This window comes from Gordonia sp. IITR100 (assembly GCF_002009645.1).
Taxonomy (GTDB): domain Bacteria; phylum Actinomycetota; class Actinomycetes; order Mycobacteriales; family Mycobacteriaceae; genus Gordonia; species Gordonia hongkongensis.
The window spans coordinates 31,263-52,303 of the sequence record NZ_MVKV01000020.1; the positions used below are offsets into that span (position 1 = coordinate 31,263).

Annotated in this window: 21 protein-coding genes; 7 read left to right on the forward strand and 14 right to left on the reverse strand. The window is 67.1% G+C overall.

Annotation, left to right across the window (positions count from 1 at the left end; translation table 11 throughout):
• Positions 1-2 precede the first annotated feature (2 nt).
• The 9 genes from B1818_RS20705 to B1818_RS20745 all read right to left on the reverse strand — a co-directional run bounded on the left by B1818_RS20705 (position 3) and on the right by B1818_RS20745 (position 6,741).
• On the reverse strand, positions 3-728 hold the full coding sequence (locus B1818_RS20705; RefSeq protein WP_058250511.1) for a hypothetical protein: 726 nt from the start codon (positions 726-728) through the stop codon (positions 3-5).
• 55 nt (positions 729-783) lie between these two features.
• Complete coding sequence (locus B1818_RS20710; protein WP_058250512.1) at positions 784-1,902, reverse strand: FAD-dependent oxidoreductase; 1,119 nt, start codon at positions 1,900-1,902, stop codon at positions 784-786.
• Positions 1,899-2,831 (reverse strand): DUF1295 domain-containing protein, encoded by a 933-nt coding sequence (locus tag B1818_RS20715; protein WP_078113851.1) that lies wholly within the window; start codon positions 2,829-2,831, stop codon positions 1,899-1,901. Before B1818_RS20715 ends, B1818_RS20710 begins: the two co-directional genes overlap by 4 nt.
• Positions 2,831-3,307 (reverse strand): glutathione peroxidase, encoded by a 477-nt coding sequence (locus B1818_RS20720; protein ID WP_058250513.1) that lies wholly within the window; start codon positions 3,305-3,307, stop codon positions 2,831-2,833. Before B1818_RS20720 ends, B1818_RS20715 begins: the two co-directional genes overlap by 1 nt.
• A 60-nt stretch (positions 3,308-3,367) precedes the next feature.
• Entirely contained in the window at positions 3,368-4,084 is a 717-nt protein-coding gene (locus B1818_RS20725) for a ferredoxin reductase (RefSeq protein ID WP_058250514.1), read from the reverse strand.
• The gene (locus tag B1818_RS20730) at positions 4,081-4,677 is read right to left on the reverse strand and encodes a sulfite oxidase-like oxidoreductase (protein ID WP_058250515.1); all 597 of its coding nucleotides are present in this window, start codon (positions 4,675-4,677) and stop codon (positions 4,081-4,083) included. Before B1818_RS20730 ends, B1818_RS20725 begins: the two co-directional genes overlap by 4 nt.
• A gap of 86 nt (positions 4,678-4,763) precedes the next feature.
• A complete protein-coding gene (locus B1818_RS20735) occupies positions 4,764-6,107 on the reverse strand; it encodes a permease prefix domain 1-containing protein (RefSeq protein ID WP_058250516.1) in 1,344 nt (447 codons plus the stop codon).
• A complete protein-coding gene (locus B1818_RS20740) occupies positions 6,104-6,463 on the reverse strand; it encodes a PadR family transcriptional regulator (RefSeq protein WP_058250517.1) in 360 nt (119 codons plus the stop codon). Before B1818_RS20740 ends, B1818_RS20735 begins: the two co-directional genes overlap by 4 nt.
• Before the next feature lie 74 nt (positions 6,464-6,537).
• On the reverse strand, positions 6,538-6,741 hold the full coding sequence (locus tag B1818_RS20745) for a DUF2945 domain-containing protein (protein WP_058250518.1): 204 nt from the start codon (positions 6,739-6,741) through the stop codon (positions 6,538-6,540).
• 97 nt (positions 6,742-6,838) lie between these two features.
• On the opposite strand from B1818_RS20745, the gene B1818_RS20750 reads away from it, so the two are divergent.
• A complete protein-coding gene (locus B1818_RS20750) occupies positions 6,839-7,804 on the forward strand; it encodes an ABC transporter ATP-binding protein (protein ID WP_058250599.1) in 966 nt (321 codons plus the stop codon).
• A 4-nt stretch (positions 7,805-7,808) separates the two neighbouring features.
• Positions 7,809-9,398 (forward strand): ABC transporter permease, encoded by a 1,590-nt coding sequence (locus tag B1818_RS20755; RefSeq protein ID WP_058250519.1) that lies wholly within the window; start codon positions 7,809-7,811, stop codon positions 9,396-9,398.
• Positions 9,399-9,628: 230 nt separating this feature from the next.
• Here the strand turns inward: B1818_RS20755 and B1818_RS20760 are convergent, their stop codons facing one another.
• The 3 genes from B1818_RS20760 to B1818_RS20770 all read right to left on the reverse strand — a co-directional run bounded on the left by B1818_RS20760 (position 9,629) and on the right by B1818_RS20770 (position 12,738).
• Positions 9,629-10,489: an LLM class F420-dependent oxidoreductase gene (locus B1818_RS20760; protein ID WP_058250520.1), complete on the reverse strand. Its 861-nt coding sequence runs from the start codon at positions 10,487-10,489 to the stop codon at positions 9,629-9,631.
• A gap of 54 nt (positions 10,490-10,543) precedes the next feature.
• The gene (locus B1818_RS20765) at positions 10,544-11,431 is read right to left on the reverse strand and encodes a hypothetical protein (protein WP_231742282.1); all 888 of its coding nucleotides are present in this window, start codon (positions 11,429-11,431) and stop codon (positions 10,544-10,546) included.
• A gap of 104 nt (positions 11,432-11,535) precedes the next feature.
• Positions 11,536-12,738 carry a beta-ketoacyl synthase N-terminal-like domain-containing protein gene (locus B1818_RS20770; RefSeq protein WP_058250522.1) on the reverse strand — a complete coding sequence of 401 codons (1,203 nt, stop codon included), beginning with the start codon at positions 12,736-12,738 and terminating at the stop codon, positions 11,536-11,538.
• A 292-nt stretch (positions 12,739-13,030) separates the two neighbouring features.
• On the opposite strand from B1818_RS20770, the gene B1818_RS20775 reads away from it, so the two are divergent.
• From B1818_RS20775 to B1818_RS20785, 3 genes are all read left to right on the forward strand, one after another.
• Positions 13,031-15,430, forward strand: a complete 2,400-nt coding sequence (locus tag B1818_RS20775) for an EAL domain-containing protein (RefSeq protein ID WP_231742292.1) — start codon at positions 13,031-13,033, stop codon at positions 15,428-15,430.
• 222 nt (positions 15,431-15,652) lie between these two features.
• Entirely contained in the window at positions 15,653-17,119 is a 1,467-nt protein-coding gene (locus B1818_RS20780) for a sugar porter family MFS transporter (RefSeq protein WP_058250601.1), read from the forward strand.
• Positions 17,120-18,133, forward strand: coding sequence for a nitronate monooxygenase family protein (locus B1818_RS20785; protein WP_058250523.1), 1,014 nt, complete (start codon positions 17,120-17,122; stop codon positions 18,131-18,133). It begins immediately after the preceding gene.
• 31 nt (positions 18,134-18,164) lie between these two features.
• Here the strand turns inward: B1818_RS20785 and B1818_RS20790 are convergent, their stop codons facing one another.
• A complete protein-coding gene (locus B1818_RS20790) occupies positions 18,165-18,923 on the reverse strand; it encodes an SDR family oxidoreductase (protein WP_058250524.1) in 759 nt (252 codons plus the stop codon).
• A gap of 101 nt (positions 18,924-19,024) precedes the next feature.
• On the opposite strand from B1818_RS20790, the gene B1818_RS20795 reads away from it, so the two are divergent.
• Positions 19,025-19,876 (forward strand): helix-turn-helix transcriptional regulator, encoded by an 852-nt coding sequence (locus B1818_RS20795; protein ID WP_068972500.1) that lies wholly within the window; start codon positions 19,025-19,027, stop codon positions 19,874-19,876.
• Between the two features lie 18 nt (positions 19,877-19,894).
• Here B1818_RS20795 and B1818_RS20800 read toward each other — a convergent pair whose 3' ends face one another.
• On the reverse strand, positions 19,895-20,365 hold the full coding sequence (locus B1818_RS20800; RefSeq protein WP_068972501.1) for a MarR family winged helix-turn-helix transcriptional regulator: 471 nt from the start codon (positions 20,363-20,365) through the stop codon (positions 19,895-19,897).
• Between the two features lie 114 nt (positions 20,366-20,479).
• On the opposite strand from B1818_RS20800, the gene B1818_RS20805 reads away from it, so the two are divergent.
• Entirely contained in the window at positions 20,480-20,944 is a 465-nt protein-coding gene (locus B1818_RS20805; RefSeq protein WP_078113852.1) for a DoxX family protein, read from the forward strand.
• Positions 20,945-21,041: the final 97 nt, after the last annotated feature.

A 21,041-nucleotide genomic window follows, 5' to 3' on the forward strand; every position in this document is an offset into this window, starting at 1 on the left:
ATCTACTTCCGATCTGTTGTGGGTGGGTGTTTGATCTCGCGGAGCTGACGTCCGCGGCGCTGGTAACGCCAGATGAAGTAGCCGACGCCGATCGCCAGAACGACCCCGATGATCACGCCCCAGGCGGTGGCGGCGCGGAAGCCGGGCGCTTCGACGTCGAAGATGCGCTCGCCGGCATGCGCGCCGTTCCCACCGCCGGCGACCACCGTGAGGGTCAGCAGGTTGGGGATCGCGACGAGCACGCCGAGAACGGCGAACATGATCGTCGGGACGTTCTTCATGCGGCTTCGGTTGACGAACGCCAACGTGAAGAACAGCACGGGCAAAAAGGTGCACACGATGCCGAGAACCAGGCCGGTGCCGATGCCGCGGCTGAACGATCCTTCGACGCGCTGCCCGATCTGACCGGCCCACCAGCGCGGCAGGAACGCCTCGAGGATGAAGTAGGTGACGACGAGCAGCGCGGCGATGACGAGCCCGATCACCACCTTCTTCACCACGGAGTTCGCGCGTTCGGCGGCGGTCGGCTTGACCGGGGTCGTCCCATCGGTCGTCGAGTCGGTCGGCGCGACGCCGGGCGTGGCTCCGGCGGAATACTGGGAGGCTTCCGGTGGCGGCGCGGCGGGAGGCACCGCTCCCGTCGGGTACGCGCCGGAGGGCGTCTGTCCGGGCCCGCCCGGGGTCGGCGGCTGTCCGGATGGATTGGCAGAGAACGGTTCGTTGCTCATGGGCCGAGTGTATGCGCGGACCGCCGCCCGCCCGCCCGGAAAAGCACCCGTGCACTCACCGCTTCCGGATGCCGCCGTAGATTCCGCGACGGACGATCCACGGTTGCAGGATCGTGTCGACCGACCACGCCGGGAATCGGAACGGTCGCCCGTTGGGCGCGAACACCTGCAGACCGTCGGCCTGGACACCGAGCACCGAACCCCAACGCCGCCGTGGGGGAGCGTAGCGCCGCGCACGGCCCGGCCGCCCGGTGAGGTCGGACCGGATGTTGTGTGCGAGCAGACGATCGGCACGATTCCGAGCGGAACTGCGGAGGTCGTCGGTCGCCGCGACGTCGCCGATCGCGTAGACGAGATCCGCTCCGGGTACGCGCAGTTCGGCCGTCACGCGCACGAAGCCCGACGGATCGAGCACCTCCCGCGGAAGCCACTCCGTGTTCGGTCTCACCCGGCCGATGGCCCAGAGCACGGCATCGGCCTCCACCGGCGACTGCCCTGTCGAGAAGTTCACCGGCCCCGGAGTGATCTCGTCGCAGCCGAATCCGTCGGGCACGACCGCACGATGGCCGCCGTGCACGCCGACGCCGAGCCGGCGCAACCGCGCAAGGACGATGGCCCATGTCCGCGGATGATGCTGCGGCAGAGCACGTTCGCCCGGGTGATACAGGTCGATTCGCTTGCCCGGCCAGGTCTGCGCCAGGTTGGCGGCGGCACTCACCGCCGCCGCACCGCCACCGATCACCGCGATGGTCTCGGCATCAGCGAACCGTGCATGAGCCGAGCGCAACTCGGCGTCGACGTCGGCTTCCGACTGCAGTTCCGGATGTCTCCAGAACCCATTCCGCACGCCGGTGGAGATGACCAGCGCGTCGAAACGCTCGACCCTCTCGGTGCCGTTGGCGTCGGCGACGGTGACGGTGCGGTCACCGAGGTCGGCACCCGTCAGTGTGCCGTGGACGGTCCGGATGTCGTCGAGCTTCCGGAAGCGCCTGAACGGAATCCGGTAGTCGCGCGCCCACGCATCGGGCCGGCTGATCCGCAGCCCGAGTTCCTGCCCGCTGACAAGCCCCGGCTTCGACGAGATGCCCACGACGTCGGCATGCCGGGCGAGATGGATCGCGGTCAGCACCCCGGAATCACCGAGACCGGCGACGACGACGCGTGGTCGGCTCACGCAGTGACCTGATCCGGCGGATGTGCGGCCGAGCGCGGGGGTCGGGGGACGAAGCGAGGCACCCGGTCGATGACGTCCTGGTAACCGGGGCGCCGCTCCAGACTGCGCTTCTCCATCATGGGGATGCTCGCGCCGAGGAACATCGCCAGCATCAAGACCGCGCCCACGAACAGCCACCACCAGTCACCGGGCGAGGCGGCGAGCCCGAACAGGGCCATCGACACCCAGAACAGGACCTCGCCGAAGTAGTTCGGGTGTCTCGACCAGGCCCACACTCCGGTGTCGAGGACGGCGCCCGGTTTTCGGTGAGCGGCGAACCGTCGCAGCTGCCCGTCGGCGACGTACTCGAGCGCCGTCGCAGCGAGTCCGACGACGGCCGCAACCGCCGTCAGCCACGCGAGCACGCCGCCGGTATGAGTGACCGTGACGTAGATCGGGATCATGCCGAGAAACACCTGGATGGTGGGGAAGACGTGGATCGCCATCAGGTCGACGGGCAGTTCCGCCCGGCCGGCACCGGCCTTCAGCATCGGGTACCGCCAGTCCTCGTGGTGGAGACCCGGCCAGCCGATCGCCCAGTTCGCGGTCAGACGGATCGCCCAGGCACCGATGACGACGGCGATGACCCAGCAGTGCACAGCGTCGATCCCGACGTCACCGGCGGCCCACCAGTAGATGAACAGCGCGGGCGGCACGACGCTCCAATAGGCGTCGTAGAAGCTCGAATTCCCGTAGAACCGGCTGAACGCGAAGATCACGAGGGTGGCGAGCAGATCGGCGATCAAGGTGTCGATCCAGAGGTAGGCGGTGGCCGGACCCCAGACTAGCCAGGCGGCGGCGACCGCGAAGGCCAGCACGTAGGCGATCGTCACGCGGACGAACGAACCGCTTCGGCTGATGGTGCTGTCGGTGCTCACGGGCGTCTCCATCACAGCTGTTCTTCGATGGATCCGGCGAGTTTCTCCGGCTTGGTCGTCGGCGAGTATCGCGCGACGACGGACCCGTCCCGTCCGATGAGGAACTTGGTGAAGTTCCATTTGATCCGGCCGCCGAGCACGCCGGATTTCTGGTCCCGCAACCACGCGAACAGCGGGTGGGCGTCGGGACCGTTCACATCGACCTTCGCGAACATCGGGAAGGTCACGTCGTAGGTCAGCGAGCAGAAGTTCTTGATCTCCTCCTCGTCGCCCGGCTCCTGGTGCCCGAACTGATCGCACGGGAAGCCGAGCACTCGCAGACCCTTGTCGGCGTAATCCCGGTGCAGTGCCTCCAGACCGCGGTACTGCGGGGTGAACCCGCACTGCGAGGCGGTGTTCACGATGAGCAGGGGAGAGCCCTGGAACTGCGAGAGTTCGACGGGATCGCCGTCGATGCCGGTGGCGGTGAAGTCGTACACAGAGGTCATGCCGCTACGCTACGTGCCGATCAAGCACTTGCTTGGGAAAATCGTCGAAGCGTCCCGGGGTCACTCACCGAATCGCTCGGTCCGGATGCGGGTGCGGTCGTGTCCGGCCTCGACCATCCACTGTGCGCAGTTCTCGACGAACCGGTTCGGACCGCAGATGAACACGGTCGGCGAAGTGGCCGGATCCATGGTCAGCGCGGCGAGTTCGTCGGCGGTGAGACGTCCCGCGGGCCGCGTCGCGTCGTCGGGTGCCACCCGGGTGTGGATCAGGTGAACATCCATGCGGCGGTGCGCGATCAACTGCCGGATCTCATCGCGGTAGTAGACGCGTTCGGGACTGCGGACCGAGTACACGAGGGAGAAGGGGGTCTGCGGCGCCTCGACCTCGCGGCTGCGGATCATCGACATGAGTGGCGCGATCCCGGAGCCACCGCCGATCAGTTGGACGGGACGGTCGTCGCCGGACGGCCAGGTGAACCAGTATCCGTGCGGATCGCTGATCTCCAACGGGTCGCCGACCTCCACCATGTCGACGAGGTAGGGCGACACCTCACCGTCTTCGAGTCGTTCGACGGTCACCTCGATCGACCGGGTCTCGCGGACGTCGGACAACGAGTAGGCGCGTGCGGTGGAGTAGCCGTCCTCGGCGGTCAACCGGATGTCGACGTGCTGGCCGGGCAATGCGTGGACGGCCTCGGGGAGAGCGAGGCGCAGCGCTCGCGCGGTTGGGGTGAGGTCGACGACCGCGGTGACCGTCGTGAGATGCCAGGTCGTCACGAGTAGCGCTGTTCGCGCCAGGGGTCGCCGTACATGTGGTACCCGCGTTCCTCCCAGAATCCAGGCGCGTCTTCGGCCATGAAACGAAGTCGCCGAACCCATTTGGCGCTCTTCCAGAAGTACAGGTGTGGCACGAGGAGGCGAGCCGGGCCGCCGTGCTCGGCGGACAGGGGTTCGCCGTCATAGGTGTCGGCGATCCAGCCGCGGCCGTCGACGAGATCGGCGAGCGGCACGTTGGTGGTGTATCCGCCGTGGCAGTGCGCCATCACGAACGGGGCCGGTTCCCACGGCAGCGCCTGCAGCAAGGTGTCGAACGAGACCCCCCGCCACCGGGTGTCGAATTTCGACCACCGCGTGACGCAGTGGATGTCGGTGGTGATGTCGTCGTGCGGCAGTTCCTGGAACTGGTCCCATGTGAACGTGGCGGCCCGGTGGTCCGCGGATTGCACGGCCAGCATCCAGTCATTCGGAACGATCGCGGGTGTCGGCTCCGCGGACAGGACCGGGAAATCGAGTGTCGTGTACTGACCGGGAGGGAGACGCCGCGCGTCGCGGTCGCGGCGCCCCACGAACCCTCGGTTGACGATCGCCATGGTCGCGGAGTCTACGCGGCTCGCATGTATTCGGCCCGCCCGCTTCGCTCCCGGCGCCGCCTAGTCGGCGCGGCATTTTGGTGCGGTCAGGCGAAATCGAACAGCATCGGTACCACGACGACGACCGCGGCCGCCCAGAGTGCGAACACCGGCAGGTAGTCGGTCTGCCACCGCTCTGTCGCATCGAACCCGCGGCGGCGGCGGACGAAACCGAAGAGCAGGTACGCCGCCCACGACAAGTTCACCAGCAGGACGAGATTGAGACCGAGCGCCACCGTCTTGTTGGCCGTGAACCCGAACTCCGCGATCCGCGACGCCATGATCGTCAGCATCACCGCGTCGACCGCGAGTGCGGTCACGACCAGAATCAGCTGCAAGCGGTCGAAGAGTTCCGGGCGCAGATGCGGATCGCGCGCCGAGATCGCGTACAGCAGCAAGCCGAGCACGACCACGAGTATCAGGTCCACCAGGATCAGCAGTTCACGGTCGACGTCCACGACGTCGCCACTGGTCACCATCGCGATCAGCAGCACGACGAGCATCACCGCGGTGACGGGCGTGAAGACCTTGGTCAACACCGGTGCGATGTTCTCGACCACGCTCTGCTTCGCCTCCACCAGCCATGCCGCCAGCAGGACGATGCCGGGCGCGGCGATGGGCGCCAGCCACTGGGAGATCACGGTGTCGACGTCGATGTCGAGCGCACCGAATGCCCCCGCGGTCAGGCCGGTGAGGACTCCCGCACCGAGGCCGAGAAGCGTTGCATACACGACCCATTCGCCAGTGAACCGGATGAAGTCCATCCGACGCGGTCCGGACGTCCAGCGGCCACCGACGTAGGTCACCCCCATGAGGAACCACAGGACGATCGGCGCGTGGATCGCGACGATGGCCTGGGTGGTGCCGTCGTCGACGAACGGGTAGACGTTGACGACGATTCCGGTCACGACGAATGCACCGATCACCGTGAGCGCGGTTCGCGTCGAGACGCGGCGCTTCCAACCGAAATACAGTGCCATGAAAGGAAGTACGAGCAACGCGGCATTGCGGACGAGTACCCATTCCGGCATGACCTCGACGGCGACGCGGACGGTCGTGGCGGCCGCGACGACGAGGCCGATCACGACTCCGAGTTCATGACGTCGTCGGCCCAGATCGCCGGATGGTTCCGCGGTCAGCACCAGCTGCTTCCACAACCGGTCGGAGTGCTCGCGGGCGAACTCACGCGACAGCGCATCGACGCGGCCCATGCGCTTGACGGCGACCAGGAACGCTTCGTCGTCGTCGAGGCCACCGGCGGCGAGGTCGGCGATCTGCCCGCGGAGGTGGTCTTCCATCTCGTCGGCGTCGGTGGTGGCGATGGCTTGGTGTCGGAGAACGTATCCGCGCCATCGGTCGATCTGGCTCTCGAGCTCGGTCTCCGCGGTCATGCCAGGCCCTCCGCGGTCGGCGGCAGGGCGACCGTCCGCCACACCTGGTCGAGCGCGTCGGCCACGACCTCCCACTGCGACCTCCGCTCGGCGAGCGCGGCCAACCCCGATGCCGTGATCGAGTAGTGCTTGCGACGCCGCCCGGTCTCGGCCTTGCCCCAGCTCGCCTCGACGTGGCCGGCGCGCTCCAAACGGTGCAGGAGGGGATAGAGCATGCCGTCGGTCCACTCCATCCGACCACCGGACATCACTCTGACCCGCTTGAGGATGGCGTACCCGTAGGACTCGCCCTCGGCGAGAATTCCCAGCACCAGCGGGGTCGCGGACGCGGCCACCAGGTCCTTCTCGATATACATAGCACTCCTATACCTAGAACTGCTATGAGCATAGCAGTTCTAGGTATAGGAGTCCTCGGACCGACGTGGGCCGACTACTTCTTCGACAGAGACGACTCCTTGTGGGCTGCCTTCGAGCCCGTCTTCGACGACTTGACGATCCAGTACGGCTCGTCCTCGCTGGCCTTGAACTTCTGCCCCTCGAAGGTGAATTCCTTGGTGTGCTTCTCTTCCGCAGTGCCCTCGGTCTCGCCCTGAGAGGTGTTCCAGCGGACGGTGTCGTTCTTCTTGATCGCCATGGCGGCAGTGTGCCCCGCCGACATCGACGGTCAAACCTTCTCCGCTGCAACAGTCGCTGTGGAACGATCATCACGTCGTGTCGAGCCGGAGGTACGCATGAGCGTCGAACGTTCCGAGAACCCGCAGAGAACCGAGCCCGCCATCGACGTCCGGGGTCTGCGTAAGTCGTTCGGTAGGTTCGAGGCGCTTCGCGGACTCGACCTCGAGGTCGCGCGAGGGGAGGTCCACGGCTTCCTCGGGCCCAATGGCGCGGGCAAGTCGACGACGATCCGGGTCCTGCTGGGTCTGTTGCGCGCGGACGGGGGAGAGGTCCGACTCCTCGGCGGCGACCCCTGGCGTGACGTCGTCGAGCTGCACCGCCGGCTGGCGTACGTACCCGGCGACGTCGCGTTGTGGCCGACGATGACCGGCGGGGAGATGATCGATCTGCTCGGCTCGATGCGCGGCGGACTCGACGAGGGGCGCCGGGCCGACCTGGTTTCCAGGTTCGAGCTCGACACCTCCAAACGTGGACGGCAGTACTCCAAGGGAAACCGGCAGAAGGTCGCGATCGTGGCGGCGCTGGCATCCGATGTCGAGCTGCTCATCCTCGACGAGCCGACGTCGGGCCTGGACCCGTTGATGGAGAACGTCTTCCAGGAGGTCGTGGGGGAGGCCACCGCCCGCGGTACCACCGTGCTGCTGTCGAGTCACATCCTCGCCGAGGCGGAGACCCTGGCGGACCGGCTCAGCATCATCCGCGACGGGGCCGTCGTGGCGACCGGCTCCTTGGCAGAGCTGCGGGGTCACACCCGCACTTCCGTTCGTGCCGAGCTGGATTCGGCGCCGAGCCCGGACCTCGTGGCGCAACTGCACAACGCCGAGGTGCACGATATCGATTCGCACGACCACGACTCCGGCGGGCTCCGACTGAGTGCGACCGTGGACTCGGATCAGATCGGTCCGGTGATGTCAGCGCTGACCGCCTGCGGCCTGCGATCGCTGACGGTCGAACCGCCTTCACTGGAAAGCCTGTTCCTGTCGCTGTATGAGAAGAACGACGTGTCCGCCGGAGAACGGTGAGGCGATGACTGCATCGACGATCGGTACGCCGCCGCTGTTACGGGCCTCCCTGCACCATGAAGGTCGCAGCTTCGCGCCGTGGATCGTCTTGCCCACCGCACTGGCCGTGTCGTCGGTCATCGCCTACCCGTTACTGTTTCCCGACGCCGCAGAACGCGCCGCATTCGCCACGACGATCGGCTCGAATCCCGCACTCGGGCTGATCTTCGGACCCGCTTACGACCTGGCCACGGTCGACGGATTCGTCGCGTGGCGCAGCCTCGCACTCGGCGGGTTCATCGCCGCGCTCGGCGCGATCTTGATCGTGGTGAAAGCCGCACGGGGACAGGAGGACTCCGGCCAGGCCGAACTTCTCGCCGCGGGGGTGCTCGGACGTGCCGCCCGACTGTCGACCGCGTTGATCATGGCCGGCGTGTGCTCGATCGCCATCGGCATCCTGGCGGGTCTCGCGACGTCGCTGTGCGGTGGGGCGTGGGGGTCGTCGTTCCTGCTCGGCGCCGGATTCACGGTCACCGGTTGGATGTTCGGCGCGATCGCGGCGGTCAGCGCCCAGGTGGGTTCCGACGCCAGGGCCGCCACCACGATCGCCGTGTCGCTGCTCGGCGTCCTGTTCGTGCTGCGCGGGTTTCTGTTCTCGGTGGACGCACCGACGTGGACCACATGGGTCAATCCGCTGGGATGGATTCAGGAGACCAGACCCGCGACCGGCGATCACTGGTGGCCGTTGCTGATCGGCGTCGCGTTCGCGGTCGTCGTCGGCGCAGCGGCTTTCGCATTGCAGCGTGCACGGGATTTCGGTCAGGGACTCATACCGGCCCGGCCGGGCCCGGCACGGGGCCGCATCGGCTCGCCACTGGCGCTGGCGATCCGCCTCAACCGGGCGCCGATCGTCGCGTGGACGGTCGCGTTCGTCGGACTCGGCGTCATCTTCGGCTACTTCACCCGGTCGGTCCGCGGCCTGCTGACCGCGAATCCCGCCATGGCCCAGATCTTCGCCTCCGGCGCGGCGTCGCCCGCGGACCTGGTATCGGCCTTCGTCACAACGATTCTCGGCCTGGTCGGGATCATCGCATCCGTGGCCGGGGTCCAGATCGTCAATCGCATCCGGACCGAGGAGCTCGACGACCGCGCGGAAGCGGTGCTCGCGACCGGCGTCAGCCGTCCGAGGTACTTCGGCGCCGTCACCGGTGTCGCCCTCGTTGTCCCCGCCGCGCTCGTGACCATTGCCGGGCTGGTCGTCGGCGTCTTCGCCGCCACGGCCGATCTCGGCCTCGGCTTCGGCGACGTGTTCCTCCAGTCCATCGCCACGATCCCCGCCGTGTGGGCGGTCGTCGGCATCGCCGTCGCCGTCATCGGCGCCCGACCCCGCGTGCGGCCCGCGATCTGGCTGGGCGTCCTGGCGTCTTTCGTGCTCACGATCCTGGGCCCGAGCTTTAAACTCCCGGACTGGGCGCTGGGCTTCAGCCCGTTTCATCACGTACCGGATGTGTCTGCTGCCCAGCCGGATTGGTGGGGACTGGTCTGGGTGGGGGTCGTCGTGGTGCTGCTCGTCGCGCTGGGGTTCGCCGGCTTCCGCCGGCGGGACATCCCGTGAAGACGCCGCACCTTACTCATGTGCGAGCCCGACAGCTGCTCCCTGAAGTGCGAGCCCAATAACTGGTCCCTGAGGTGCGAGCGAAGCGAGCCACGAAGGGCTCCGCAACCTGTCTCACCAGGCCCTTCGTGGCTCGTCGCTGGCGCTCCTCGCACCTCAGGGAGCAATGGTCATGTCGTTCCTTCGGATGAGGGAGCAGAGGGTGGCTCGCACCGCAAGGACCGTACGCATCAGCCCAGCGCCGCCGCGAGGCGACGCCACTGCTCGCGCGGGAAGCCCCGGTGGTCGGCTTGGAGCACCTGGACGCACACGTGGTCGGCGCCGGCGGACCGATGCTCGTCGATCCGCTTGAGGATCGCCGCGTCGTCGCCCCAGACGATCAGAGCGTCGAACAGGCGGTCGCTCACCGAGCTCAGGTCGTCCTCGGAGAACCCGAGGCGTCGAAGGTTGTTCGCGTAGTTAGGCATCGCGAGGTAGCCCTTCAGCCACTTGGTGCCGACGGCGCGCGCCTCGTCGCGGTCGGTGGCGAAGATCGCCGTCTGTTCCGGTGCGAGCAGCGGACCGTCGCCGAGGGTCTCCCGGGCGACTTTGGTGTGGTCCGGGGTCACCAGGTAGGGGTGGGCACCGGCGGTCCGGTCGGCCGAGAGTTGCAACATCTTCGGCCCGAGGGCGGCCAGTACTCGTGCATCGGCCGGCACCGGCTGCGGTGCGTCGTCCAGACCGTCGAGGAACGCCTTGGTGGTCGCGAGCGGCTTCTGGTAGCGACCGGCTTCCTGGGCGTCGATCAACGGCGCGTGGCTGATCCCGAGGCCCAGGAGGAAGCGAGGACCGAACTGCTCGGTGAGGCGCACATGCGCGGCCGCGACATCGTGCGGCTCGTGCATCCACATGTTGAGGATGCCGGTGGCGACGACGGCCTTCCGCGTCGCGCCGAGCAGGTTCTCGACCGAGTCGAGCACCGGACCCCCCACATCGGGGATCCAGAGGGCCGTGAATCCCAGGTCGTCGAGCTCGGCAGCCGCTTCGGCGGCCTCCCCGGTGTCTCCGTACCGTAGCGGTGAACTCCAGATTCCTACGCCGTCGAGTTTCATGCCGTCGACACTACCGATCGAGCGATCGGGCCGCGCCGAAGCGTCCGACCCGAGTCAGCTCTGTGTCGGTCGTCCCGCCGTCGCCTCCAGTCGTGCGTCCATGGCGGCCGTCATCCGCTTGAACACGTTGATCGCGACGACGCCCGCGACGATGAGGACGACGCCGGCAACTGTCCCGAGGGAGTCGGTGACCAGTCCGGAGATGCCGATCGCGAGAACGTAGATCGGCACCCAACCGAACAGATGCATGATGCTCTCGGGCTTCTCGTCGGTGGCCCAACCCTCACGAACCGCAGCCCGGTAGGTCGCGTAGTCGGGATAGAACTCGGTGAAGGCGATCGCGAAGATCGTGCCGCCGATCTGGATGATCCATCCGGTCCAGAAGTTGTTCGGGTCGTCGAGCACCAGATCGCCGAATGCGCCCGAGATCGCGGCGACGCCGAAGCCGCCGACCCACGCCCAGGTGATGACGTAGTTGATGTGGATGAACAGCGGGCTGTCCCAGAACTCCTTCTCGGTGCTCTCCCGCGCGTACTGCAGCGTGAAGGGCTGACGGATCACGATCGAGCCGAACGCGAACGCGACGAGGGCGATGTTCGTCATCTCCCCGCCCCACCGCTCCAGCCAGTTGATGACGCCGTCGGAGGCGAACAACGCGATGAGCGCCATCGAACCGAAGTACGTGACGTCGAAGACCTCGAGCAGTTTGACGCTCGAACCCCGTTTGTGGCCGCCGATCACCAGCAACAGCGACAGCGCGAATGCCGTCGCCGCGGCTTCCTCGAACCTACCGGGTCCGGCGAGCAGCGCCATCAGGATCCACGGGGACATACCCGCGAACGGCGAGTTGAGGAACAGGGTCAGTGCCCGACGAGCGCCCGACGTCGGCGGCGGATCAGTCCGCGTCGAATCGCCCACCGGAGGATCGGGTTCGTTGCTCATTGCTGAATTGTGGGACGCGACGCGGTATTCCGCAGCATTTCCGGTTCGATGCGGCCCGAGCGGCGAGCCCGGGCCGCATCGAGGTCGGCGGTTCGTCACACCATTCACGCATTGGGCGCGAGGACGACCGCCGCGTTGTGTCCGCCCATTCCGAGGGAGGTCTTGAGGGTCAACCCGCTGACCAGATCGGTTCGTCCGTCGAGCAATTGCGGGATGATCGCGTCGGCGGTGCGCGGGGTCGCCGGTACCTCACCCCGCTCGTATCCGAGCAGCGAAGCAGCGAGTTCGACGGCCCCGGCAGCGCCTTGACAGTGCCCGGCCAGCGGCTTCACCGAGAACACCTCGGCGTTGGGCAGCATGGTCTCGGCGATGGTGGCCTCGGCGTGATCGCACTGGCGGGTCCCCGGGCCGTGCGCGTTGAGGTAGCGGATGCTCGCGCCGTCGACACCGGACATCGACAGCGCCTGCTCCACGCACGACCGCACGTTGGTCAGCTCCGGGTCGATGGATGTGACGTGGAAAGCGTCATGGGACATCGCGCCGCCCAGCACGTCGGCGTATCCGTCACCGGACCGGTTCGTCATCGTGAACGCGATGGCGGCCTCACCGAAGGTGAATCCGCGGCTGCCCTCCTGGAACGGGCGGCAGGCGCTGAGCGCATCGGTGTCGGTGATCGCCACGCCGAGTTGCACGAACATCGCGACCACCTCGGGCTTGGCCGACAAATCGGTGGCCACCACGACGACGTCGTCGACGAGATCGGAGTCCAGCCACGACTTCGCGGTGACGATCGCTGCCGAGCCCGAGGTGCACATCGCCGACACGTTGATCGCGGGTCCGCGAAATCCGTACTCCTGCATGAGCAGGGAGACCGGCGTCGACGGGGTCACCGAGAGGTACTGCCGTCCGGTGTACCGGCCGACGCCCGAGGTCACCATCGGATACATGTCGAGATCGCCGAGCACGCAGGCGTGTACGAGTCCCACCCGCACACCCGGCTTCCAGCCCCGAGCCATGGCGTCCTCGATGGCCTCTCGTGCGGCAGCACGCATCGCGCGTGAGAAGCGCGTGCGTCCGTCGAACGGGTCGCCGCCGTCGGGTACCCGCACGATCCACCCGGGCTCATCCCGACCGGATTCGCCGACGCCCTCGCGCGTCTCGGAAGGCTGCCCGCCGACGAAGCCGAAACCGTGGTGCAACGCGGCTGCCGACTTCCCGGACGTGAGACCGTTCCACAGTGCATCGCGGCCCCATCCGTAGCCACTCACGGCTCCCAGGCCTGAAATGGTCGAGCGCTGAATCGTCATGATCGTGAACTTTCTGTGCGATATGCGATGGAGTGAGATCCATCGCGGCAGCCCTCGTGGGCGACCCGCCCTCAGGATCCCGCGCAAACCCGACATTTGACCAGTTCACGCAGGTATTCGACGCTCGAATACCCAGTTGGCGCACACTTGCATCACGCAGCGCCCATATTTCGAAGCCGCGTGGGGGAGGATGGGCATCGGGGGGATGACGATCGGAGGGGGCGGCGCGGTGGGACGACCGAGGGCTGACGGCGATGACCGGCCCGGACTCGTCGCGCCGGATGCCGAACCCATGGCCCGTCCCAGTGACGCCGCCGTCGCCGAGCGGTATCGCCTACTCCTCGAGTTGAGCCCGGACGCCATCGCGGTCCATCAAGACGGCCTGATCGTCTACGTGAACTCGGCAGCGCTGGCGTTCGCTCGCGTCGACGAACGCGACGCCATGCTCGGACGGTCCATCGCCGACTTCGTCCATCCCGACGAACTGCCACATATGCTCGATCGGATCATCGGCATGGGGGAGGAGGCCGGCGCGTCGACCGTGCCCGAAGAAGTGGTGATGGTCGACGCGCACGGGGTCACCCGCCCCATGGAGGTGACGTCGGTGCGCACCGTCTGGCAGGACAAGCCTGCGTATCAGGTGATCTTGCGGGACATCACAGCTCAGAAAGCGATCGAATCGGCCCTGCGACGACAGGCGGCGCTCCTCGATCACGTCAGCAACGCGGTGATCGCCGTCGACGACCACATGACGGTCACTTCCTGGAACCCGGCCGCTGAGCAGATGTACGGCCTGCGGGCGTCCGAGGCGATCGGACAAAATATCGACGACGTCGTCGGAGCGCACGTGGACCCGCACGCGGCGGTGTCGTTGGGCGGCACCGTCGATCAGTTGCACCGCCGTTCCGACACCGGGCGATCGTTTCTCGCCCACACCTCGGTGACGACGATGGATGACGGTTTCCTCATCGTCGCCGAACCCACCCGTCGTCCCCTCATCGAGCGGCTGGGGACGATCCTCGCCGCGCTGCACCAGGCGGTCATCGTCGTTCGCGAGGACGGCGACATCGAACTCGCCAACCCGGCCGCGGGGACAATGCTCGGTTCCGAGGCGGTCCCGGGTGCCCGGGTCCACGAACTGCCGCTGGACTTCGACGGCGACGAATCACCGATCGCACGTTGCCTGCGCACCCGTGAGGCGGTCACCGACGCGACCGCGACGATCACCACGCCCGCCGGCGAGCGTTGGCTCTCGTGCAGTTGCCGGCCGATCGACGACGACGGCGCCGAGGTGGTCGTCCTGGTGTCGTTCGCCGACATCACCGACCGTTACCGCGAACGCACCCAGCTGGCGTGGGAAGCCGTACACGATCCGCTGACCGGTCTGTACAACCGCTCGGGGATCATCCGCGAACTCGAGTCGCACATGGCCGGACTCGACGACGGAAACAACGCCTTCTGCGTCGCGATCTTCTACATCGATCTCGACAATTTCAAGCTGGTCAACGATTCGCTCGGCCATGCCGTGGGTGACGAGGTGCTGCACACCGTCGCACAGCGATTGGCGGCGGCAACGCCCGACGAGGCCTCGGTCGGCCGGATTGGTGGGGACGAATTCGTTCTCGTCGCCACCCTGGGGATCGCCTGTTCGGCCGACGAGATCGAGCAGCAGATCGACAAGATCCGGGGGACGGTGTACGAGCCGATCGCGGTGAGCACCCGCACCGAACCGCTCAAGGTGGAGGCGAGCATCGGCGTGGCGACGGTCAAGGCCGGTGACGACTACACCGCCACCGACCTGCTGCGCGATGCCGACATCGCGCTGTATCAAGCACGCAAGGCTTCTCGTGCGCGCTACGTCCGCTTCCAGACGCAGCATCGGGAGGAACTGCAGCGCCGGCAGCGCATCGAAGAGGAACTGCGGCGCGTTCTCGACACCGACACCGATCAACTCGAGATCCACTATCAGCCGATCGTGTCGACCGTCGACGGCGCCCTGGTGGGCCTGGAAAGCCTTCTACGCTGGCGTCACCCGGAACTGGGGTCGATCTCGCCCACCGAGTTCATCCCGCTCGCAGAAGGATCCAATCTCATCGACCGGGTGGGCAACTATGTGCTGGAGACAGCGGCCGCCGAGGTGGCCGCTGTCGCCGAACTCCGTCGGGTGATGCTGTGCGTCAACGTCTCCCGACGGGAGCTCACCAATGGCCAGTTCCCCGACCGGCTCCGGGACACGATCACCCGCTCGGGCATGGACCCCGCCGCGTTCTGCCTGGAGATCACCGAGAGTGCACTGGACCCGCTCGACGGAGACCTGCTCACCCTGTTGCGCAACGTGCGCGAACTCGGAACACACGTGTCGCTCGACGATTTCGGGACCGGTGCGTCGTCGTTGAGCGAGTTCTACCGCCTGCCGGTCAGTGTCCTGAAGACCGCGAAGTCCTTCGTCGACGCTCTCGACGAGCACCCGAGCGCCACATCGATCCTCGCCGGCATCGTCACCATGGCGCACGCGGCCGGGATGCGGGTGGTCGCCGAGGGAGTGGAGACGGAGTCGCAGGCCGCCACGGTCGCCGAGGTCGGTTGCGACCTCGCGCAGGGCTATCACTTCGGGCGTCCCGCCCCGCTGGCCGACGTGATCGGGTCCGGAGTCCGGATCCGGGCGAATCCCGGTGTCTGGGAGACCGGCTGACCTGTCCGCGCCAGACCAACACTGTCACCGAGGCGTCCCACGCCATACCGTGGGGCGTATCTGCGCTATGCATGCGACTGTGTCCGTTACCGTCAGACTCGGCGATGCACGCGAGTAGATTGATCGCCACGTCGATTACCCGGCGTCCATGCAACCGGACAGCGAGGTCACGGACATGACACACATTCTGCGGTGGACTCCTGCAACGCTCTGGACGGCGTCATGACCGACGCGGAGCGGCAAGTCGCCGAGCAACACACGGCGAAGGTCATCGGTGTCACGGTCGCCGCGGCGGTCGGTGGCTTCCTGTTCGGTTTCGACAGCTCGGTCGTCAACGGCGCCGTCGACTCGATCGAAGCGGACTTCGCCCTCGGCAAGCTGATGACCGGCTTCGCCGTCGCGATCGCGTTGCTCGGCTGTGCGCTCGGCGCATGGTTCGCGGGCCGATTGGCCGACGTGTGGGGCCGCAAGCGCGTGATGCTGCTCGGCTCCGCGCTTTTCATCATCAACTCGATCGGCACCGGTTTCACACAGACCATCCCGGACCTGCTCTTGTGGCGTGTGCTCGGCGGTATCGGCATCGGTATCGCATCGGTGATCGCTCCCGCATACATCGCCGAGATCGCTCCGGCCCGCTTCCGCGGCGCCCTGGGGTCTCTGCAGCAGTTGGCGATCACGATGGGCATCTTCGCGGCACTCCTCTCCGACGCCCTGCTCGCCGACAGCGCCGGCAGCGCGTCGAACGACTTCTGGTGGGGCCTCGAGGCGTGGCGGTGGATGTTCCTCGTCGGTGTCGTGCCCGCCGTCGTCTACGGTGTGCTGGCGCTGCTGATCCCGGAGTCGCCGCGATACCTGGTGGGCCGCAACCGTGATGCCGAGGCGGCCCGGATCCTGCAGGAGGTGACGGGCGAGGAGAACCCCCTCGAGCGGGTCAAAGAGATCAAGCTGACGGTCAAGCGCGAGGCGAAGTCGTCGATCAGGGACATCGCCGGACCGTCATTCGGGCTGCACCCGCTCGTCTGGGTCGGCATCTGGCTGGCAGTCTTCCAGCAGTTCGTCGGTATCAACGCGATCTTCTACTACTCGACGACGCTGTGGCAGTCCGTCGGCTTCTCCGAGGCCGACTCGTTCAAGACATCGGTGATCACCGCCGTCATCAACGTCGTCATGACCTTCGTGGCGATCCTGTTCGTCGACCGCATCGGGCGGCGGAAACTGCTGCTCGGCGGTTCGGTGGGCATGTTCATCGGCCTGCTCATGGCGTGTATCGCGTTCACCCAGCAGATCGGCGAGGGCGAGAACATCACGCTGCCCGACCCGTGGGGTGTGGTCGCACTGATCGGCGCCAACCTGTTCGTGGTCGCCTTCGCCGCGACGTGGGGCCCGGTGATGTGGGTGATGCTGGGGGAGATGTTCCCCAACCGCATCCGCGGTGTCGCCCTGGGCGTCTGCACGGCCGTGAACTGGGTCGCGAACTTCACCATCTCGATGCTGTTCCCGCCGATGACCGAAGCCGTCGGACTCGGAATCATCTACGGCTTCTTCGCCTTCTGCGCCGCGGCCTCGTTCTTCTACGTCCTCCGGAAGGTCGAGGAGACCAAGGGGATGGAGCTCGAGCAGATGGATTCGGTGGCAGAGGCGCGACTGTCGCAGTTCACTGCGGTCCGTGCGGCGAAGGACAAAGCCTGAATGTTCGATCTGCGTGAGCTCTCCAGCCGCGTCGTCGCCGCCCCCATGGCCGGTGGTCCGAGCACCCCGGAACTGGTGGTGGCCGCGGCATCGGCCGGCGGTGTCGGCCAGCTCGCCGCGGGGTACCAGACTCCCGACAAGGTGCGCGCCGACATCGCGGCCGTGCGGACGGCCGGCACCGAGGTCTTCGGTGTCAACATCTTCGTTCCCGAGGCGGAGCCGGTGAACCGCGACGACCTCGCCCGCTACCGCGCCGAACTCGTCCCGTATGCGCGAAGTCTGGGCGTGACGCTTCCCGAGGTCGAGGACCTGGGCGAGGACGATGACCACTTCGACGACAAGATCCGGCTGGTGTGCGACGAGCGGATCCCGCTCGTGTCTTTCGCGTTCGGGTGTCCCGCACCCGAGGTCGTCGCCGAATTGCACCGGCACGGGTGCAGTGTCGGGGTCACGGTCACCACGGCCACGGACGCCGAGATCGCCGGTCGAGCCGGTGCTGACTGGCTGTGCGTGCAGGGTCCCGACGCCGGTGGCCATCGATCGGTCTTCGACCGCCGGACCCCTCCTCCCACAGAGCCGCTCGACGACTTGATCCGCGCGGTCGCCGACCGGGTGCCGCTGCCGATCGTGGCGGCGGGTGGGATCTCCACGTCGGCCCGGGCCGACGAGGTCCGATCCGCGGGACCCGTTGCGGTGCAGGTGGGTACGGTTTTGTTGCGGACCACCGAGGCCGGCACCAAACCCGCGCACGGGGCGGCTCTCGCCGATCCGGACCGAACCGACACCGTGGTCACCTGGGCGTTCAGCGGCCGACCGGCACGCGCCCTGCGAAACCTGTTCACCGACAGGTTCTCCGACGCCGCGGTGGCCGAGTACCCGGCCGTCAACACGTTGACCGGTGGCATCCGACGCGCCGCCAGCAACGACCCCGACGGGATCAACCTCTGGGCCGGGAGCGGATACCGCGACGCCGTCGAGGAGTCGGCCGTCGATACCATCGCCCGGCTCGGGTGATCGGGAGCGAAGGGGTCGCGCTCCTCCCACCTCAGTGCGGGTCCTGCTCGTTCAGCGTCGCCACGACGTCGACGTAGTCGCCGCGCGCCTCACCCCACCGCAGGAACTTCACCCGCTCGACGAGCAGTTCGGTGGCGGCGGGCTGTGTGCCGATGAGATGGACGACCTCATCGACGAATTCGTCGAGGGGCATGGCGAAGTCGCTGTCCCGTTGACCCGGCAGCAGGTCGGTGCGAACCGCCGGCGGCACGAGTTCGACGACGTCGACCCCGGTATCGGCGAACTGTAGGCGCAACGATTCGCTCAGCATGTGGATCGCCGCTTTCGTGGCGTTGTAGGTCGGCGTCACCCGGAGCGGGGCGAATGCCAGGCCCGAGGACACGGTCATGATCGTGGCGGACGGTCGAGACCGCAGGTGGTCGATGAACGCGCCGATCAGCCGGATCGGACCGAGGAGATTGGTGGTGACCATTGCCTCCGCGGCATCGAGGAAACCTGCCGGGGACGACCAATCCTCCGCCCGCATGATGCCGGCCATCGCGACGAGCACGTCGAGGTTCGGGTGTTCGGCGATGACCTTCCGTGCGGCGGACTCGACACTGGCCGGGTCGGCGACATCGATCGCGACGGTGTGCAACCCGGGGTGTTGCGAACGGATACGGTCGAGGAGTTCGGTGCGCCGCCCGCCGACGATGACGGTGTTGCCCGTGTCGTGCAGACGGGTCGCAAGTGCCAAGCCGATCCCGCTGGTCGCTCCGGGGATGAAGATGGTGTTTCCGGTGAGGTTCATGTCATCGAGTCTCGGATCCGGCGGGCGAGTCATCCAGAGCGCAACCATCGGGGGATCGCCGATCCCTGGCAACGCGGTACCGACGCCGTGATACTGGCCTGATGGATCGTGATGCGCTGGCCGGGTTCCTCGTGAGCCGACGCAACAGTCTGCAACCATCGGATGTCGGTCTGCCGGGCGGCGCCCGGCGACGCACGACGGGTCTTCGACGCGAAGAGGTGGCGCAGCTCGCCACGATGTCGACCGACTACTACACTCGACTCGAACAACGACGCGGCCCACAACCGAGCACCCAGATGCTGGCGGCGCTCGCTCGCGCACTCCGCCTCACGGCCGATGAGCGGGACTACCTGTTCCGGGTCGCCGGACACAGCGCGCCGGACCGGATGGCGGCCTCGGACCACATCGCGCCCGGACTCCTGCGGGTACTCGACCGACTCACCGACACCCCCGCCCTCATCCTCTCGGCACTGGGGGAGACCTTGGTGCAGAATCATTGCGCGCGAGCGCTGTTCGGTGACATCGACCATCTCGTCGGAATGGACCGCAGTGCCATCTACCGGTGGTTCGTGTACCCCGACGAGGAACGCGGCCGCTACCCGGCGGACGATCACGAGCGGCAGAGCCGTGCGCAGGTCGCCTCGCTCCGTGCCGCTTACGGCGTCATGGGCGCCGATTCCCGTGCCGGAGCAATGGTCACAGAGCTTCGACGCCGCAGCAGCGAGTTCGCCACACTCTGGGACACCCACATCGTGAGCCGACGCTTCGAGGACCACAAGATCCTGATCCATCCCGAGGTCGGCGCGATCGAGGTCGACTGTCAGGCGCTCTTCACCGAGGACGAAACCCAGGTGTTGCTCGTGCTGACGGCAGCGCCGCGAACGGACGCAGCGGGAAAGATCGAATTGCTCAACGTGCTCGGCACACAAGAACTCGGACTCGATCCGCGCTGACCGTCTGGCTCCGGGGGACTATGTCGAACCGGTGCCACGAGTGTTGATCCGCCTCCCGATCGCGGATACCTGGCGAAGCTGCGCACGCGTGAGGCGGTCGATGACGAGCTCACGCACGTTGGTCACATACCCGGGAGCGGTGGCCACCACTTTCTCCCAACCCGACTCGGTGAGAACGGCATTCGTGAATCGCCCGTTCTCGGGGCACGGATGGCGCCGAACCCATCCCCGCTTCTCGAGTCTGCCGACCACATGCGAGAGCCGGGACAGCGAACCGTAGGACAGTTCGGCGAGCTGGCTCATACGCAGGGTGCGGTCAGGGGCCTCGGACAGCGCTGCCATCACCTCGTACTCGAAGTGGGTGATCTGGGCGTCACGGAGAAGCTGGGCGTCGAGGGCGTGGGGGAGACGGGCGAGCGCGGTTGCCACCTGGATCCAGGCGTCCATTTCCTCGTCGTCGAGCCAGTTCGGCTCTGGGGCAGTGGACATCTGCGCAGTGTATACGAAGTGAACACGTCCGTGATCAGGTTGACGCATCAAGTGTCAGCACCTAGCCTTCACTTGATACTTCAAGTCACAATCATCTAGTGAGGCGGCTCAGTCATGACCAACCCCATCGTCCGCAACGCGGGCATCCTCATCGGACGCGTCGCACTCGGCGTCATCTTCTTGGCTCACGGCCTGCAGAAGTTCCAGCAGAACGGCTGGACCGGACCGCAGACCGGGTTCGACATGATGGGTGTTCCGGCCGCGTCCTTCTCGGCGTTCGTCGTCACGTGGCTCGAAATCCTCGGTGGCATCGCCCTGATCGTCGGGCTGTTGACCCCGATCGTCGCCGCCCTGTTCACGCTGGACATGATCGGCGCGCTGTTCATCGCCCACGTCGACAACGGCATCTGGGTCTCCGACGGTGGTTACGAGTTCGTGCTCGCCCTCGGTGCCGGCGCACTGCTGCTGGCCGTGATCGGCGCCGGACGTTTCAGCGTGGACGCCGTGCTGGGGTCGAAGCTGCGCTGGCTCGCCGCCGACGACACCCGGTCGCGCGACTTGGTCGGCACCTCGCGCTGACCCATTCGCTCCGCTCCCGGAGCCCGGTTCATGCGCCCCGGTCCGCCCACCCTGCGGACCGGGGCGTTCGCCGTCCGCGGTCCTCGCCTACAGTCCC

Coding starts and splice junctions, on each gene's coding strand:
- B1818_RS20780 (WP_058250601.1), top strand. CDS start 15,653: ATGACCGACGCGGAGCGGCAAGTCGCCGAGCAACACACGGCGAAGGTC.
- B1818_RS20785 (WP_058250523.1), top strand. CDS start 17,120: ATGTTCGATCTGCGTGAGCTCTCCAGCCGCGTCGTCGCCGCCCCCATG.
- B1818_RS20770 (WP_058250522.1), bottom strand. CDS start 12,738: ATGACGATTCAGCGCTCGACCATTTCAGGCCTGGGAGCCGTGAGTGGC.
- B1818_RS20765 (WP_231742282.1), bottom strand. CDS start 11,431: ATGAGCAACGAACCCGATCCTCCGGTGGGCGATTCGACGCGGACTGAT.
- B1818_RS20795 (WP_068972500.1), top strand. CDS start 19,025: ATGGATCGTGATGCGCTGGCCGGGTTCCTCGTGAGCCGACGCAACAGT.
- B1818_RS20745 (WP_058250518.1), bottom strand. CDS start 6,741: ATGGCGATCAAGAAGAACGACACCGTCCGCTGGAACACCTCTCAGGGC.
- B1818_RS20740 (WP_058250517.1), bottom strand. CDS start 6,463: ATGTATATCGAGAAGGACCTGGTGGCCGCGTCCGCGACCCCGCTGGTG.
- B1818_RS20735 (WP_058250516.1), bottom strand. CDS start 6,107: ATGACCGCGGAGACCGAGCTCGAGAGCCAGATCGACCGATGGCGCGGA.
- B1818_RS20800 (WP_068972501.1), bottom strand. CDS start 20,365: ATGTCCACTGCCCCAGAGCCGAACTGGCTCGACGACGAGGAAATGGAC.
- B1818_RS20730 (WP_058250515.1), bottom strand. CDS start 4,677: ATGGCGATCGTCAACCGAGGGTTCGTGGGGCGCCGCGACCGCGACGCG.
- B1818_RS20790 (WP_058250524.1), bottom strand. CDS start 18,923: ATGAACCTCACCGGAAACACCATCTTCATCCCCGGAGCGACCAGCGGG.
- B1818_RS20750 (WP_058250599.1), top strand. CDS start 6,839: ATGAGCGTCGAACGTTCCGAGAACCCGCAGAGAACCGAGCCCGCCATC.
- B1818_RS20775 (WP_231742292.1), top strand. CDS start 13,031: ATGGCCCGTCCCAGTGACGCCGCCGTCGCCGAGCGGTATCGCCTACTC.
- B1818_RS20760 (WP_058250520.1), bottom strand. CDS start 10,489: ATGAAACTCGACGGCGTAGGAATCTGGAGTTCACCGCTACGGTACGGA.
- B1818_RS20715 (WP_078113851.1), bottom strand. CDS start 2,831: ATGGAGACGCCCGTGAGCACCGACAGCACCATCAGCCGAAGCGGTTCG.
- B1818_RS20720 (WP_058250513.1), bottom strand. CDS start 3,307: ATGACCTCTGTGTACGACTTCACCGCCACCGGCATCGACGGCGATCCC.
- B1818_RS20755 (WP_058250519.1), top strand. CDS start 7,809: ATGACTGCATCGACGATCGGTACGCCGCCGCTGTTACGGGCCTCCCTG.
- B1818_RS20805 (WP_078113852.1), top strand. CDS start 20,480: ATGACCAACCCCATCGTCCGCAACGCGGGCATCCTCATCGGACGCGTC.
- B1818_RS20705 (WP_058250511.1), bottom strand. CDS start 728: ATGAGCAACGAACCGTTCTCTGCCAATCCATCCGGACAGCCGCCGACC.